Here is a 16,167-nt window from a genome sequence, read left to right on the forward strand (position 1 = left end):
AAACCCAAAAACACCCACGTTCACGATAACGACACCCCCCCCCATCTAGGAATCCCCCGCCGTCGTCGTAGGTTAAGAAGAACTACCGCAGCGTCTGGCCGGCCATCCGCTCAAGTCGCTGGACGCGATCGTCCATTGGCGGGTGACTGGCGAACATCTTCTGCACGCCACCGCCCTTGAAAGGGTTGGCGATCATCAGGTGCGAGGTATTGACGAGCTGCTGGCTCTGCGGCAGGGGTGCCTGCTGCGTGCCGCGCTCCAGCTTCCGCAGCGCCGAAGCCAAGGCGAGCGGGTCGCCGGTGAGCTTGGCGCCATCCTCATCGGCGTCGTATTCGCGGGTCCGGCCGATGGCTGAGCGCACCAGCACGGCAGCGAAGGGCGCCAGGATCGCGAGGAGGATCGCAGCGATGGGGTTCCCGCCGGAGTTCCGGTTGCCGCCCATCATGCCGGTGAACGCGAACATCTGCGCCACCGAGGTGATCACACCGGCCACCGCGGCTGCCATCGAGCTGAGCAGGATGTCGCGGTTGTACACGTGCATCAGCTCGTGTCCCAGCACGCCGCGCAGTTCGCGCTCATTCAGCAGATTCAGGATGCCCTGCGTGCAGCAGACCGCTGAGTTCTCGGGGTTACGGCCGGTAGCGAAGGCATTGGGCGCCATGGTGGGTGAAACGTACAGGCGCGGCATTGGCTTGTTGGCCTTGGTGCTGAGCTCGCGCACAATGCGGTACATGGCCGGGGCCTGCTGCTCGGTCACCGGCATTGCCTTCATCGCCCGAATGGCGAGCTTGTCGCTGTTCCAGTAGCTGTACGCCACCGAACCCACGCCGATCAGCGCGAAGATCCAGATGAAGGCTGAACTGCCCGTGGCACCGGCAATAACAGCACCAAAGACCAGAAAGATACCCATAAGGGCGCCAAACAGCATTACCGTCTTGGCGCCATTGAAATGATTATGCACTGAAACTGCCAACTCCTTGAGTATCGGTCGTTCATCCCGTACAACGCACCGAATAACTGGACTGTTCCACATCCGGCGCTATTCACAGACCCTGATGTTCTGGCCCGCGGCTACGGTTCGGGGTTACGTGAATCGTACTGCGCAAAGCGTGGTTGGCGCTTCATCAAAATGATGACCAACACAATGCAGAGCAACCCGCCACAAACTGCAGTCCAGCCCTCCCCCAGCCACTCGGCGTTTCCGCCAGCCACCATGTCACCCAACCGCGGGCCACCGGCCACGACGACGATGAACACTCCCTGCAGGCGCCCCCTCATCGCATCGGGGGTAGCCGACTGCAGGATGGTGCTGCGGAAAACGCCGCTGATGGAATCGGAGATCCCGGCGAAGACCAGGCAGATCGCCGCCGGGATGATCCACGGGGACAGGGTGTCGGGCGCGGCGGCCTGGGAGTTGCCCGCCATCACCACCACCAGCCCGAAGGCACTGACCGAGGCTCCCCACCCAATCACCGACCACATCACGGCCAGTCCTTGCCGGTGAATATGGCCCAACGGCCCTGAGAACAACCCCGCGAGGACAGCGCCGACGGCAACAGAGGCCAACAGGATCCCGACTGTCAGCTCGCCGCCGCCAATGAGTACCGCCCCGATCGCTGGCAGCAGCGCCCGCGGCTGGGCCATCACCATGGCTGCGAGGTCAATCAGGAACGTCATCCGGATATTGGGCCGCGTACCCAGATATCTGAATCCCTCAAGCACCGTGGCGAGGCCAGCTTTCCGGACCTTGCCTTCCGGGGGCATCGGGGGCAGCTTGAACAGTGCCCACAGCGCTGCGGTGAAGGTGACGACGTCGACCGTGTAGGTCCAGCCGTATCCCACCTGAGCAACCAGTAACCCGGCGAACAGTGGACCCACGGTCATCGCCAATCCGAAGGTGATCATGCTGAGCGCGTTGGCGGCCGGCAGCAGTTCGGGACGGACGAGTCGCGGAATGATTGCGGTCCGGGTGGGTTGGTTGATTCCTGCGGCGCCCGAGTGGACTGCCACCAGGGCGTAGAGCAGCCACACGTTTTCGATGCCCGCCCAGGCTTGCGCGGCGATCGCCATGGTGCTGCCCCACAGGAAGAATCCGGAGACCAGAGCCACTTTGCGCCGGTCATGCGCATCAGCAATCGCACCGCCGTAAAGTCCGGCAACCACCAGCGGAACCAGGGCGAACAACCCCAGCAGGCCAACGCTCAGGCTGGACTCGGTCAGGCTGTATACCTGCAGGCTCACAGCGACGAGGGTCAGCTGGGTGCCGACCGCTGACAGCGCCATCCCGAAGAACAGTCTGCGGAACGCAGGGCTCTCTTTCAGAGGGGTGATATCGGCGAGGAGTCTGGGCACTTATGAAGTGTAACGGCGAAGTGGTTTCCTCCAGCAACCAACGATCCCGGAGCATGGAACCCGGCTGAGCAACCACTGCGTTTCCATCGCGGCCGATACCGGCAGCCGCGCCCCAAACCGGCGAACGCAGCAGATATACCGGGGGCGTTCGCCGGTATCTGCTGCGTTCGCCCGGATCGGGGGCGAACCACTCCGGCGCGGGACTCGGTCGGGCTGCGGGTCGGGAATTCGGGCGAACCACTCCGGCGCGGGACTCCGGGCGTGCCGCGGGTCGGGACACCAGGCAAACAAACCGGGCGCGGACTCTCGGCAAGGACCGGAGCGCTTAGGTCGAACGAGCTATCTGCCGCTCAGCCCGCATTGGAGCCGTGGTCGGCGATCGACTGGTCGACGACGTCGAGCAGCCGCTTGTCGCCGATGATCCGGAAGTGCCCCATGGTCGGCAGCTGAATATTCTCGGCTCCTGGCAGCTGGCTGCCCCGCGGAATGTGGGGGTCGAAGCTGCTGTAGATGGAGGTGATCCGTGCGTTTGACTCAATATTGGCCAGCTGGGTGCGGAGGAACTTGTTCCCCGGTGAGAACGCCCTGATGCTCGGCAGGATGAAGAAATTCGCGTAGATGGAACCCGAGAACGGCGAGTTGATGGCGATCAGTTGCCGCACGCGGTCTCCGCTGTCGGGCTGCGTCATCACGTACTTTCCAATAAGCCCGCCCTTGCTGTGGGCCACGAAAACAACATCGGTCAGGTCGTGGGCCGCCAGATACTCAGCAACGTACCTTCCCATGGACTGGACGGTGCCCCGGTTGTACCCGAGCTGCTGGACCACATGGACCGGGTGGCCAGCCGACGCCAGATGAGCCGCGACCGGGCGCATGAACTGCCAGGTCTCGTAGATGCCGGGAATGAGAAGCACCGGCGGACCGGCCTTACCGTTGGCACCACGGTCGGGGGTCAGGTATTTGGCTGGATCCTCCCGGAAGAGGAACCCGTGCACCTGCCAATATCCTACGTAGACGTAGTCCAGCACCCACGACCAGGCTCGTTTAGCGAGCAACACGTGATGTTTCGCCAAGGCAGAATCGGGCGGTGGGTTCGGGCGAGCGATACATCATCACATGGGGCTCCCCCTGGATTTCCCCGGTTGTCACGTCCTGACCGGTGGCCGCCAGTCGACTAAGCCAGTCGGCGGGCACAATCGGGTCGCGGCTTCCCCGCACCAGAGTGACCGGACAAGCAATTTCCGGCAGCGCGTCCTCCAGCCGGTGTTCCAGCATGGAAGGCAGAGTCTTCAGATACCACCTCATCCCGGCCCGGAAATAGTCGGAAATCACAATGTAGTTGGCCACCGGCGACTCCCGCAGGGTGTCTTGCGCCAGACGCATCATCTGCGTGGCAGCGGTCCGCTCCCGATCGTTGATGGTGGGCGCGAGCAGCACCAGCCGGCCCACCAACTCGGGGGCAGCACGCACCGCTTCCGCGGCAACCTGGGAGCCCATTGAGTGTCCGACGACGACGGCGTCGCGCACTCCGAGGATCCGCATCACAGCAGCGGCAATACCGCCAAACTCCTTGACCGTGAGTCGGCGCCGCGGCGCGGGCATCGCCCCGAACCCGGGCAGCTCAATGGCGTGCACGGTGCAGGTCCGGGCAAGGCGTTCGGCAAGCGGTTCGAAATAGCGGGTGGAGACCCCGATCCCATGAATCAGGACCACCTCGCGGCTGCCAGTTCCGACGGTCCTGACCGAACAGGAAACCCCGTCCACTACGACGGTTTGGGAGTGCTCCCAGATGGATCGGCTCATGAACATCCCTCTCAGTGATCTACTAACGGTACCCAACGCCCGGCCGCCCCAACGCCACCGGCGCGCCTATTATGAGTTTCTCAGAATAAATGGTTGACTGAGGTCATGACCGAGATGGCAACACAACCGGAAGTCGCTGAGGCGCAGTGGGCTACCGCCCTGCGTGCCAACGGGCGCCGGGTGACCCGCCAGCGCCTCGCGGTGCTGGCCGCCGTCGACCTGTCCCCCCATGCCACCACCGAGGACATCGCCGCCAGCGTCCGCGTCGATTTACCCGACATCACCGTGCAATCCGTGTACGTGGTGTTGGCCGATCTGACCGCACTGGGATTGCTGCGCCGGATCGAAACGCCCCACTCTCCCGCCCGGTACGAGACCCGCGTGGACGATAACCATCATCACGCCGTCTGCACCGGCTGCGGCCGCATCGAGGACGTCGATTGCGCCGTCGGCCACGCGCCCTGCCTGACCCCGCAGTGGCCGGAAGGCGCCAGCCCGATGACGATCCAGATTGCCGACGTCGTCTACCAGGGCCTTTGCGCCGATTGTCGCTAGTTCCACCCCTCACAGACCACCCCAAAGTCACTAACCGCACCAACAAAGGAGCCTTATGTCTTCGAACTTCAGCACCACCCAATCCGGAGCACCAGTCATTGATGACGCCAACTCGTCCAGCCTCGGCCGCGACGGTGCCATTCCCCTGACCGATCACTACCTGATCGAGAAGCTGGCACAGTTCAACCGCGAGCGTGTCCCCGAGCGCGTGGTCCACGCCAAGGGTGGCGGCGCGTTCGGTACCTTCGAGGTCACCTCGGACGTCAGCGAATACACCAAGGCGTCACTGTTCCAGCCAGGTGCTGTCACCGAGACGCTCCTGCGGTTCTCCTCGGTTGCCGGCGAGCAGGGCTCACCCGACACCTGGCGTGACCCCCGCGGGTTCGCCCTGAAGTTCTACACCGACGAGGGTAACTACGACCTGGTCGGCAACAACACCCCCGTCTTCTTCATCCGCGATGGCATCAAGTTCCCGGACTTCATCCACTCACAGAAGCGCCTGCCGGGCACCAACCTGCGCGACGCCGACATGCAGTGGGACTTCTGGACCCTCAGCCCCGAGTCAGCACACCAGGTGACCTGGCTGATGGGCGATCGCGGTCTGCCCAACTCCTGGCGCACCATGAATGGCTACGGATCGCACACCTTCATGTGGATCAACGAAGCCGGCGTGAAGTCCTGGGTCAAGTACCACTTCAAGTCCAACCAGGGCCACGAGGTGCTGACCGGAGACCAGGCCGAGGCGCTTGCTGGCTCGGACGCCGATCACCACCTGCGCGACCTGTCGGAGAACATCGCCGCTGGCAACTTCCCCAGCTGGGACCTCAAGGTCCAGATCATGCCGTACGACGACGCCAAGGACTACCGCTTCAACCCGTTCGACCTGACCAAGGTCTGGCCGCAGGGCGACTACCCGCTGATCCCCGTCGGCAAGCTCACCCTGAACCGCAACCCGGAGAACTACTTCGCGCAGATCGAGCAGGCCGCTTTCGCGCCGTCGAACTTCGTCCCCGGTATCGCAGCCAGCCCCGACCGCATGCTGCAGGCACGGATCTTCTCCTACGCTGACGCACACCGCTACCGTGTGGGCACCAACCACGCACAGCTGCCCGTGAATGCGCCGAAGAACGAGGTCCGCAACTACTCGAAGGACGGAGCAGCGCGCTACGACTTCAACTCGCCCTCCACCCCGGTCTACGCCCCAAACTCGGTGGGCGGCCCCGCGGCTGACCCGGCGCAGTACGGTCCACACGGCGGCTGGGAGAACGACGGCGATCTGGTGCGCGCCGCGCATTCCCTCCACGCTGAAGACGACGACTTCGGCCAGGCCGGCACCCTGTACCGCGAGGTGTTCGACGACGGTGAGCGGGCTCGCTTCCTCGAGACCATCACCGGTGCCGTCGGCGGCGTCACCATCGACGCCATCCGGGAACGGGCCATCCAGTACTGGACCAACGTCGACGTCGAACTCGGTGCCAAGCTTCGTGCGGCACTTGGCGCCGACGCCTCCGGTGGCAGCACCCAGGCCGAAGCAGCCAACAAGGTCTAACCGACTCACCCACTAATGGGTTTGAAAAAGGCGGGCACCTCACGGTGCCCGCCTTTTTCGGTTGGTGCGCTGCTTCAGGTCAGAAATTGTTGACTGGACTACTGTTGCTGGTCAAGTGCCCGGTCCAACCCATCGAAAAAGTAGTCCATCAAGAGCAGCAGCGCAGCCTCAGCAGCCGGCCGGTCCCGGTTGACGACGAAGTCATACTGCAATCCATAGATGCCCGAAATGTGGACCCGCGCGACGGCATCAGCCCGGTCTGCCGGCACACCCTGGTTCAACAGCCAGTCGCGAATGAAGCCATGCCAGTAGTCGAACTTCGCTACCGCGCTCTCCCTCGGCGTGGGGCTCACAGCGTCGTGCAGGGATGCTTCGAACTCCAGCCGCTGCAACTGCCGGTTGCGTTCGATCTGAGTCCACTTCCAGGACGCTAGTGACCACTCGTAGAACTCCTCCCGGCTGAGCTCAGCCGGGTCAGGCATTTTCACCGTTTCGTCGCGACGCTCAATGTGGGTGACGATCTGGTTGACCAGCTCCTCGCGATTGCCAAAATGGTAGACCAGCACGTAACTGCTGATACCAAGGCCATCTGCCAGGGTACGAAAGCTGAGTCCTGCAAAGGTCTTATCCAGCAAGTAGTCCAGGATCTGGTCAAGCAGTTCCGTCTTGCGCTCTGGGTTGGGTGGTCTGGCCATGTCTTGAATAGTACGTCGGCTTACCTCTCAGGCAAGACCAGCGCACCAAGCGGCGACACCTTACCCCTTGACTGTTACCTGATCGACATCATCCGAGGCGTCAGTTTCCGAGGCCGGTACTGACTGGGCTAGTCGGGCGCCCTCGACATCCACGTCCGGCAGGATACGATCCAGCCACTTCGGCAGCCACCAGGCGTGCCTTCCCAGCAGGTACATAGCGGCAGGCACCAGGGTCATCCTGACCACAAAGGCGTCAATCAGCACCCCGAAGGCCAGACCAAACCCGATTGGCCGGACCATGGTCAGGTGGGAGAACACGAATCCGGCGAAGACCGCGACCATAATGATGGCTGCAGCGGTCACCACCCGTGCACCGTGGCTGAAGCCCACCCGGACGGCGCTCTTGGCGCTGCCTCCGTGGACCCAGGCCTCACGCATCCCCGAGACCAGGAACATCTGGTAATCCATTGCCAGCCCGAACAGGACGCCGATCAGGATGATGGGTAGGAAGCTGAGGATTGGCCCTGGGTTGGTCACCCCGAAAATGTCACCGAACCAGCCCCACTGGTAGATCGCTACGGTGGCACCGAAGCTGGCCAGCAGGGACAGCAGGAAACCTGCCGTGGCGATCAGGGGAACCGGGATCGATCTGAACACGAGGAGCAGCAGCACCAGCGACAGCCCGACGACGATCCCCAGGTAGAGGGGCATTGCTTCCATCAGCTTCTCGGAGACGTCGATGTTGGCTGCCGTCTGACCGGTCACCGAGATCAGTACGCCGGTGTCCGATTCAATGCCCGGCGCTGAGTCGCGGAGCTCCCGGACCAGTTCTTCGGTGCTCTCGCTGGCGGGCCCCTCGGTGGGGATCACCTGGAAAATGCCGGTCCGCCCGTCGTCGCTGACGCCCGCCGGAACGGCAGCGGCCGTGTTGTCCACTGCGGCAAGGCGGTCGGCGACCTCGAGCTGTAGCTCGCTTAGCTGAGCGTCAGAGTCGGTGGCGGGAAGATTAGCCACCACCAGCAGCGGACCGTTGGTCCCCTCGCCGAAGTACTCCCCCGCCAGCTCGTACGCCTGGAACGCCGTCGAGTCCACTGGCTCCGAGCCGCCGTCGGGCAGGCCCACCCGAAGTTCAAGGGCTGGGAGTGCGATGACTACAAGGGCCGCAACGCCCGCGATGAGGGTGAGGATCGGTTTGCGGGTGGCAAAGCCTCCCCAGCCACGACCGCTGGCAGACAGCTTGTCAGCCTCGAGCTGCAACTGCTCGTGGGAGGAGTTAAGGTCGGATTCAGCCTCCGCTTTGGCCCACCGGCGGCGGGAGATCACCTTCCGGCCCATGAACCCGAGCAACGCCGGGGTCAGGGTGAGCGCCACGAGGACCGCGACAGCAACCGTACCGGCGGCTGACATCCCGAGCAGGGTCAGGAACGGCAGCCCCGGTACGGCTAGGGCCGCGAGGGCAATGATCACGGTGATGCCCGCAAACAGGACGGCGTTGCCAGCGGTACCGGTGGCCCGGCCAATCGACTCCTGCAGGTCCATGCCGCGAAGCAGCTGGGTCCGGTGCCGGTTCACGATGAACAGGGAGTAATCGATGCCGACGGCGAGTCCGAGCATCAAGGCGAGCACGGGGGTAATGGAGCTCATCGAGATGACGCCGGTCAGCGCAAAGGTCACACCCACTCCGACCCCGACGCCGACGATGGCCATCAGCAGCGGCAACCCGGCAGCAACCAGGGTGCCGAGCATGACGATCAGCACGATGACAGCGACCAGCAGGCCGACGATCTCTGCGATCCCAAAGATTTCGGAAATGTCCTGGACGATTTCCTTGCTGTAATTGACCTCAACGCCCGCTTCGGTGGCAGCGTCGGCTGCAACCTGGACCGCTTCGCGGGTTTCCGGGGTGACGGCGTCAATCTGGGAATCAAACTGGACGCTGGCTACCGCTGCGGCGCCGTCGTCGGACACGAACTTGATTCCGGAGGACGCCTCGAGGGTTCGCTCGGCGAGGTCGAGCTCCGCGAGGCCCTCCTCAAGCTGACCCCGGCCTTCTTCAATCTCGGCAAGCGACGCGTCGAGCTGGGCCTGGCCTTCCGCCAGCTGAGCCTCGATTGCTGCCGCCTGCTCGGGTGGGAGCAGATCCCGGCTCTGTTCAAACTCGGCGCGCTGGGCATCCAGCTCGGCCTGACCGGCTTCTGCCTGCGCGGCACCGGCTTCGAGCTCGGTGGTGCCCTGCTCGATCTCAGTGCGGCCCTCGTCGATGCCGGCCTGGCCCTCCTCGAGCTGTCGGGAAATGTCGAAGGGATTAATGACTGACTCGACGCCCTCAACCTGTCCAAGGTCAGCTAGCGCGTCCTCGACAGCGGTCTGCTGTTCGTCGGTCATTGCAGCATCGGGGGTCGTGAACACAATGGTTCCCATACCGCCAATGGCCTCAGGCATGGTGTCCCTCAGCTCATCCAGGACACGCTGTGACTCAGTGCCGGGAATGGTGAAGTTGTTGCTCAACGTGCCCGAGAACGCGGCCGCTGAACCTCCCACGGCCAACAGAATGGCAAGCCACGCGGAAACAATCCACCAGCGCTGTCGTGATGCAAACTTGCCTAAGCGGTACAGCAGGTGTGCCATGAAGTGTTCCTCGGTTCGTTCGGTTGTTGGAAAGCAATAAGGGTGGGCGGACCGGTCGGCGTTGATCGGCCTGGCGGTTGCGGCCGGCTTAGCTGGGGTTACTGAATCCGTCGCGCAACATCGAGAGGGCGCCGACAATCTGGTCTTCCAGTTCACTCGCTGAATCGGCGAGTGGTGCATTGGCTGCGGCGGCCCATACCTGCATTGCGGCCTTGACGCAGGAGAGCACAGCACCAACGAGCGCGAGCAGGTAGAGGGGATCGAGGTTGCCGCCCAGTCGTTCGTTGACCGCCTGGCGGATCCGGGTTTCGGCTCGCTCCCAGGCATGCAGTTGACTGCGCATCAGTTCGGGACTTTCCTCGGCCATCCGGAAGAGTTCCCCGCAGACGCTGAGATTCTCGGTCTTGGCAATGGCCGCGAGTGCCGCGATCATGGCGTCAAAGAGGGGCTCGTCCGCTGGCCTGGCCATGAATTCGGCGGCAGCCAGTTCGAGAAAGGCATCAGTGGAAGTGGTGAGCGCCTCTTCGGCGCTGTGGAAGTAGTTGAAGAAGGTGCGGCGTGACACGCCTGCTTCGGCGGCTACCTGATCCACGGTGAAGTTGCCCAGCCCGTGGGTGCGGGCAAACTCGAGCGCGGATACGGCGATGGCCCTTCGGGTGTCGAGCTTGTTTTGCTCGCGCCGGCCGGGCGTACCCGCGAGGACGGCACTCATCGCTATGGTTGGATCATTCACATTGTTACACTAAGTGCAATTTTGCATTCTGTGCAACCAAATTCGGTGTGCAACTCATCACGTTCACCCGTGATGGGCCTGCTGAAGCTGTCCGGCCCACGTGAAGATGGGCCGGACAGCTGGTCAGGACATCAGCCGGGACCGGATCAGGAACCGGACTCCTTCCGGAGCTTCGACGGAGAACCCGCTCCCCCGCCCTGGGACCACATCGACCGTGAGGTGCGTGTGCCGCCAGTACTCGAACTGTTCACGGGACATCCAGAACTCGATCAGCTGGGCGGCTTCGGCCCCCTCACCGACGTTGAGGACTCCGAGCAGCACATCGGCTTCCGCCGTAATAAAGTCATCCGCCGGGTAACACATTGGCGAGGACCCATCACAGCAGCCACCCGATTGGTGAAACATCAGGGGTCCGTGAAGATCCCACAGCTTCCTCAGCAGTTCCACCGCTGACTCCGTGAGCGCTACCCGCGAGAAATCTTCCCCGGGCAGCTCTACGGTGGCTTCGACTGTCATCATCGCTCCTTCAGGAATCGCCGCTCCTTAAAAGAAGCCCAGCTTGTCTTCGCTGTAGCTGACCAACAGGTTCTTGGTCTGCTGGTAGTGGTCAAGCATCATCGTGTGGTTTTCACGGCCGATGCCCGAGGACTTGTAGCCACCGAACGCAGCCCCGGCAGGGTAGGCGTGGTAGTTGTTCACCCAGACCCGTCCGGCCTGGATCTCGCGGCCGGCACGGTAGGCGACATTCCCGTTGCGGGACCAGACACCAGCGCCGAGCCCGTAGAGGGTGTCGTTGGCGATCTGCATTGCTTCGGTGTAGTCGCTGAAGCGGGTGACCGACACAACGGGTCCAAAAATCTCTTCCTGGAACACCCGCATGGAGTTGGTGCCCTCGAAAATGGTCGGCTTTACATAGAAGCCTTCCGAGAGGTCGCCGTCGAGGGTGATCCGTTCACCACCGGTAAGGATTTTCGCCCCTTCCTGCCTGCCGATATCGAAGTAGGAGAGGATCTTTTCCAGCTGGTCATTGGATGCCTGGGCGCCGACCTGGGTGTTCGTGTCCAGCGGGTTGCCCTGCACCATTTTCTCGGTCCTCGCGAGGGCGTCGGCCATAAAGGAGTCATACATCGAGTCCTGGATCAGCGCCCGGGAAGGACAGGTGCATACTTCGCCCTGGTTGAACGCGAAGAGTGCGAACCCTTCAAGGGCCTTGTCATAGAACGCGTCCTTCTTGTCGGCAACATCGCCGAAGAAGATGTTGGGGCTCTTCCCGCCGAGTTCCAGGGTGACCGGGATGAGGTTCTGACTCGCGTACTGGCTGATCAACCGGCCGGTGGTCGTTTCACCGGTAAACGCGATCTTCCGGATCCGCTTCGACGACGCAAGTGGCTTGCCAGCCTCCACACCGAAACCGTTCACCACGTTGAGCACTCCCGGGGGCAGGATATCGCTGAGCAGCTCCATCAGCACCAGGATCGACGTCGGCGTCTGCTCGGCTGGCTTGAGGACGACGGCGTTTCCTGCGGCCAGCGCGGGGGCAAGTTTCCAGGTGGCCATCAGGATCGGGAAGTTCCAGGGGATGATCTGACCTACCACGCCGAGTGGCTCGTGGTAATGGTAGGCGGTCATGTTGTCGTCCAGCTGGGACAGGCGCCCCTCCTGTGCGCGGACAGCGCTGGCAAAGTAGCGGAAGTGATCCGCTGCGAGCGGGAGGTCAGCGGCGAGCACCTCCCGGATGGGCTTGCCGTTGTCCCAGGTTTCGGCGACCGCCAGCATTTCCAGGTTCTCCTCGATCCGGTCCGCTACCCGGTTGAGGATCGCTGCACGCTCAGCCACTGACGTCTTGCCCCACCCGGGGGCAGCCTTGTGGGCGGCGTCGAGGGCCAGCTCGATGTCTTCGGCGGTGCCCCGCGCTACCTCGCAGAAGGCTTTGCCGTTGACTGGAGAGATATTTTCGAAGTACTGCCCCTTGATGGGGGCAACCCATTCACCGCCAATCCAGTTTTCGTAACGTGGCTTGAACGTTATCTTGGATCCATCTTGGCCGGGCTGGGCGTAAACAGTCATTGTTTAACTCCTTGGGTTCGAAAACAGGACGTCGTCGTCGTGTCTTCGAAGTGTAGGTACGCATAAGTTGCACGAAGGTTGCACCAGACCCCTGCACCCGGCCCGCAGACCGGTCGGTCCGTCAGTCAGGAAAGACTGAGTTCCGCCTCGAGCCGTTCAACGTGCGCGACGACGGATGCCCGCCGCGGCGACCGCGGCGGAAGCACTTTCAGGGCGGCAGTCCACGCCTCGGCGTCGTCGGCGGCCTCGGGCAGCTGAAGATACTGCAGGACGGCGTCGACGGCGCCATCGGTCAGGACGGCTTCGCGGAGCAGGGAACTGACTTCGGTACGGAGCCTCACGATAAACGGCGCCTCGGACCTTGGCAGGACTGGCCCTCGGTACAGGTTGAGTGCCATCCGGTGGGCGCCGCGTTGCAGGTAATCCAGCACCTGCGATGCATCGACGGGCAACTCTCGGGGTAGCCGGTACGGCCGGGAGCGCGGAACCAGCGACGGTAGGTGGGAGGAGAGGGCGCGCCGCAGCCGCAGCATCTCAGCGCGCACGGTGGTGACTGACACATGCTCCGGGTAGGCCATTACGGCGAGCTGTTCGGCGCTGAGGCCAGCCGGATGCAGGGCGAGCAGGGTGATGAGTTCCGCATGCCGTGCACTGAGTTCCACCGATTTACGTCCCAGGTGGACAACCCCGCGGTCCTGTCCCAGTATCTGCAGGCCCTCCCGGTCGACAGCATTCGTTTTTGTTGCGGGGAGTTTTCGCGCTGGTTGCTGGTCCTGCAGCCGGTGCAGGCTCAGATGCGCCTCAGCGGCAGCGACAGTCGCTTCGACCAAAGACAGCGTGTGTACTGCCACAGCGTCGTCGGTGCCGGTAATGTCCACAACGCCGAGCACCATCCCCGAATCCGGATCGTGGACGGGGACCGCCGTGCAACTCCAGTGGTGAGCCTGGGGACTGAAATGCTCCGCCCCAGCAATCTGGACGCTCCTCCCGAGGGCCAGCGCCGTGCCCGGGGCGCTTGTGCCTACGGCAGCCTCCGACCAGTCCGACCCCGCGACGAACATCATTCCCTCAGCACGACGGCGCAGGTCCCGATCGCCCTCGACCCAGAGCAGCCGACCATTTGCGTCGCCGACCGCCACCAGCAATCCGCTGTCAGCGCTGGGTTGCACCAGCAGCTTCCGGATAATCGGCAGTACCGCCGCCAGGGGGTGGCCTCTGCGGTACGCATCAAGCTCTTCATCGCTGTAAAACAGGGGCGCCTGAGCGGCGTCCGGATCGGGAAAGTGTTTCAGGGAACGCAGCCAGGATTCGCCCACCAGTGTGCGCACGCCCGAGGGCGGCGCGCTGCCGAGCCGCTCGTGAGCACGGTGGGCGCACTGCTGAAGGGATCTCGACGTGAGTCCCCCCGGAATCGGCAGTTGCTGCTGCGTCATCGACACCCCGCTTCTGGTCTCCCCGCCGGTGGGGTGGCATCAGTCTAGTGCCGTCGGCGCCCGTCTGTCGCGGGTGTTGTCGAGGAGTTTCCGGAACAGGATTTTGACACAGGGTTTGGCGGCGCATTTCGGCGTGGCGAAATGCCCCGGGGAGGTGACCGCCGGGACGTTAGAGGGCGTCCCCGGGCCCGACCGTCCAGGTGGTCCACCGCGGTGAGTCATCACAGGATTCAGGAATGGTCAGCGGGTCCTCGCTGCCCTCCCAACCGCTTCCGCCGAGGCCGACGGTCTCGTCCGCCGCGTACTCCTCGCCATCGAAGACCAGGGTGCCATCACGCCACTCAGGATTGGCTTCGGCGCGAAACACGGGAACCCACCGCCCCGAGAATTCCGGGCTGATCAAGTAGACACAGCCGTCTTCCAGAATCAGGCGACCAGCGATTCCCGCACCGTCGCCGCTCGCACCCGACTGACTGTAGGTAGCGAAGGGCTGGTCACCGCTGTCGGGCTGAGGGGACGGGCCGCTGCAACCGACGGTGAGCACCACCCCGGTCAGGGCGAAGGCGAAGCAGAGGATCTGACGTGTCATTGCCACAGTCTAGGCGCGACACAACAAGGTTGGGCGGAGCGAGGCTGGTCGGAGCCAGGCTGGGCGGAGCCAGGCTGGGCGGAGCCAGGCTGGGCGGAGCCAGGCTGGGCGGAGCCAATTGAACACAGCCAGGGACCCGTCGCCGTCGTCCGATCCCGGCCGCGGCGCAGCTCTTCTGCGGACCTACTCGTCCCGAGAGATGGCTATCATCTCGTCCCGGGGGACCACCTTGACACGTTCCCTGACGAGCTCCGCATTGGCGCCGCCGTCGTGCACAAAGTTGGCGCCCAACTTCAGTTCATGGGCGTCGAGCTTGAGCCAGCCGTCCCAGGTGGTGTAGCGAATCCCCCGCTCGGTGAGGAGGTCGATGATGGCCTGCTCCGATGGGTCCTGGGCCGGTGGGAGGTTCAGGCGGTCCTCGAGGAGGAACCCGATCGTCTCCAACGCGTCGCCCTTGGTGTGGCCGATCAGGCCCACCGGTCCGCGCTTGATCCAGCCAGTGGCGTAGATGCCGGGAACCGGGTTGCCCGCCTGGTCGATGACCCGGCCGCCTTCGTTGGGAATGACACCGCGCCGACTATCGAATCCAACTTCAGGAAGCTCGGACCCGAAGTAGCCAATCGCACGGTAGACCGCCTGCACGGGGTAGTCGATGAACTCGCCGGTGCCGCGAACTGTGCCTTCGCCGGTGAGCTCGGTGCGTTCGAACCTCATGTTGGCGACCTTGCCGGGGGTTTCCGGTGAATCGGTGATCTCGACAGGCGAGTGCAGGAAATGCAGGTGCAGCCGTCGGGAGGCACCTGTTGGTTCGTCGTCGACCAGCCAATTGGTGAGGGTCTTCACCATCGTCTTGGTCTGGTTGTTGCTGGCGATCTGCTGTTCGGAGGCGGCGTCGAAGTCGAAGTCCTCCGGGTAGAGCACAATGTCCACGTCTCGGGAATGGGACAGTTCGCGCAGCTCCAGCGGCGTGAACTTCACCTGGGCTGGACCACGGCGGCCGAACACGTGCACGTCGGTGACGGGTGAGGCTTTCAACCCCGCGTACACGTTGTCGGGGATCTCGGTGGTCAGCAGGTCGTCGGCGTGTTTGGAGAGCACCCGTGCAACGTCGAGGGCAACGTTGCCGTTGCCGATCACCGCTATCTCCGTGGCGTTCAGTGGCCAGTCGCGGGGCACATCGGGATGACCGTCGTACCAGGAGACGAACTCGGCGCCGCCGAAGGACCCGTCAAGGTCCACTCCGGGGATGTCCAGTTCCGCGTCCTTGATCGCGCCCGTGGAGAAAATGACTGCGTCGTAGAACTTGCGGAAGTCGGACAGCGTGAGGTCCCGCCCGTAATTGATGTTTCCCAGGAACCGAATGTCGCCCCGGTCCAGCACCTTGTGCAGCGCGTTCACGATGCCCTTGATGCGCGGGTGATCCGGCGCTACGCCATAGCGAATCAGGCCATAGGGGGCGGGGTGCTGATCAAAGAGGTCAATGCTGACCGCGAAGTCACCGCCCTGAACCTCCTGGGACTTCGTCAGAATGTCGGCAGCGTAGACCCCTGCCGGACCGGCACCGATGATCGCTACCCGCAGCGGACGCCCCGCAGCTGAGGTGGACACTGATTGGCCTTCTTCCCTAGTGATCAACCGAAACGTACATTTAGCGCACAGTTTCCTATTCTAAATGCAGCGGCTGATGCAGTCTAAACCTGTGATGCCCGTCTCCGTCGACCGGTGCCGCGCGGCGAGGAATCAGGCTGGAAGTGTAAGAGCGT

15 protein-coding genes are annotated in these 16,167 nt (G+C 63.5%); 3 read left to right on the plus strand and 12 right to left on the minus strand.

Annotated elements, in window-relative coordinates:
* Window positions 1-82 precede the first annotated feature (82 nt).
* The 4 genes from htpX to ACX80T_RS05130 form a co-directional block, all read right to left on the minus strand.
* Window positions 83-961, minus strand: a complete 879-nt coding sequence (gene htpX, locus ACX80T_RS05115; RefSeq protein WP_459303889.1) for a zinc metalloprotease HtpX — start codon at window positions 959-961, stop codon at window positions 83-85.
* A gap of 110 nt (window positions 962-1,071) precedes the next feature.
* Entirely contained in the window at window positions 1,072-2,352 is a 1,281-nt protein-coding gene (locus ACX80T_RS05120; protein WP_019481773.1) for an MFS transporter, read from the minus strand.
* A gap of 350 nt (window positions 2,353-2,702) precedes the next feature.
* Window positions 2,703-3,410, minus strand: coding sequence for an esterase/lipase family protein (locus tag ACX80T_RS05125; protein ID WP_019481774.1), 708 nt, complete (start codon window positions 3,408-3,410; stop codon window positions 2,703-2,705).
* The gene (locus tag ACX80T_RS05130) at window positions 3,397-4,155 is read right to left on the minus strand and encodes an alpha/beta fold hydrolase (RefSeq protein WP_162148006.1); all 759 of its coding nucleotides are present in this window, start codon (window positions 4,153-4,155) and stop codon (window positions 3,397-3,399) included. Before ACX80T_RS05130 ends, ACX80T_RS05125 begins: the two co-directional genes overlap by 14 nt.
* A gap of 105 nt (window positions 4,156-4,260) precedes the next feature.
* Between ACX80T_RS05130 and ACX80T_RS05135 the strand changes: the two genes are divergently transcribed.
* Together ACX80T_RS05135 and ACX80T_RS05140 are read left to right on the plus strand one after the other, a co-directional pair.
* Window positions 4,261-4,710 (plus strand): Fur family transcriptional regulator, encoded by a 450-nt coding sequence (locus ACX80T_RS05135; protein ID WP_019481776.1) that lies wholly within the window; start codon window positions 4,261-4,263, stop codon window positions 4,708-4,710.
* A 55-nt stretch (window positions 4,711-4,765) separates the two neighbouring features.
* On the plus strand, window positions 4,766-6,259 hold the full coding sequence (locus ACX80T_RS05140; protein ID WP_019481777.1) for a catalase: 1,494 nt from the start codon (window positions 4,766-4,768) through the stop codon (window positions 6,257-6,259).
* A 98-nt stretch (window positions 6,260-6,357) separates the two neighbouring features.
* On the opposite strand, the gene ACX80T_RS05145 is transcribed toward ACX80T_RS05140, so the two are convergent.
* The 7 genes from ACX80T_RS05145 to ACX80T_RS05175 form a co-directional block, all read right to left on the minus strand.
* Window positions 6,358-6,954 carry a TetR/AcrR family transcriptional regulator gene (locus ACX80T_RS05145; protein ID WP_459303890.1) on the minus strand — a complete coding sequence of 199 codons (597 nt, stop codon included), beginning with the start codon at window positions 6,952-6,954 and terminating at the stop codon, window positions 6,358-6,360.
* A 60-nt stretch (window positions 6,955-7,014) separates the two neighbouring features.
* Complete coding sequence (locus tag ACX80T_RS05150; protein WP_459303891.1) at window positions 7,015-9,582, minus strand: MMPL family transporter; 2,568 nt, start codon at window positions 9,580-9,582, stop codon at window positions 7,015-7,017.
* Window positions 9,583-9,670: 88 nt separating this feature from the next.
* Complete coding sequence (locus ACX80T_RS05155) at window positions 9,671-10,315, minus strand: TetR/AcrR family transcriptional regulator (RefSeq protein ID WP_459303892.1); 645 nt, start codon at window positions 10,313-10,315, stop codon at window positions 9,671-9,673.
* Window positions 10,316-10,438: 123 nt separating this feature from the next.
* On the minus strand, window positions 10,439-10,834 hold the full coding sequence (locus tag ACX80T_RS05160) for a DUF779 domain-containing protein (RefSeq protein WP_019481781.1): 396 nt from the start codon (window positions 10,832-10,834) through the stop codon (window positions 10,439-10,441).
* A 24-nt stretch (window positions 10,835-10,858) separates the two neighbouring features.
* A complete protein-coding gene (exaC, locus tag ACX80T_RS05165) occupies window positions 10,859-12,382 on the minus strand; it encodes an acetaldehyde dehydrogenase ExaC (RefSeq protein ID WP_024475729.1) in 1,524 nt (507 codons plus the stop codon).
* A gap of 125 nt (window positions 12,383-12,507) precedes the next feature.
* Window positions 12,508-13,815, minus strand: coding sequence for a GAF domain-containing protein (locus tag ACX80T_RS05170; RefSeq protein ID WP_116779112.1), 1,308 nt, complete (start codon window positions 13,813-13,815; stop codon window positions 12,508-12,510).
* Between the two features lie 169 nt (window positions 13,816-13,984).
* Window positions 13,985-14,404 carry a hypothetical protein gene (locus ACX80T_RS05175; protein ID WP_459303893.1) on the minus strand — a complete coding sequence of 140 codons (420 nt, stop codon included), beginning with the start codon at window positions 14,402-14,404 and terminating at the stop codon, window positions 13,985-13,987.
* Here ACX80T_RS05175 and ACX80T_RS05180 point away from each other — a divergent pair.
* A complete protein-coding gene (locus ACX80T_RS05180; RefSeq protein WP_459303894.1) occupies window positions 14,398-14,526 on the plus strand; it encodes a pentapeptide repeat-containing protein in 129 nt (42 codons plus the stop codon). The two genes, ACX80T_RS05175 and ACX80T_RS05180, sit on opposite strands and share 7 nt — an antisense overlap.
* 61 nt (window positions 14,527-14,587) lie before the next feature.
* Here the strand turns inward: ACX80T_RS05180 and ACX80T_RS05185 are convergent, their stop codons facing one another.
* Window positions 14,588-16,012 carry an FAD-dependent oxidoreductase gene (locus tag ACX80T_RS05185; RefSeq protein WP_024475726.1) on the minus strand — a complete coding sequence of 475 codons (1,425 nt, stop codon included), beginning with the start codon at window positions 16,010-16,012 and terminating at the stop codon, window positions 14,588-14,590.
* Window positions 16,013-16,167: the final 155 nt, after the last annotated feature.

The sequence above is a fragment of the Arthrobacter sp. Sr33 genome, assembly GCF_054511195.1.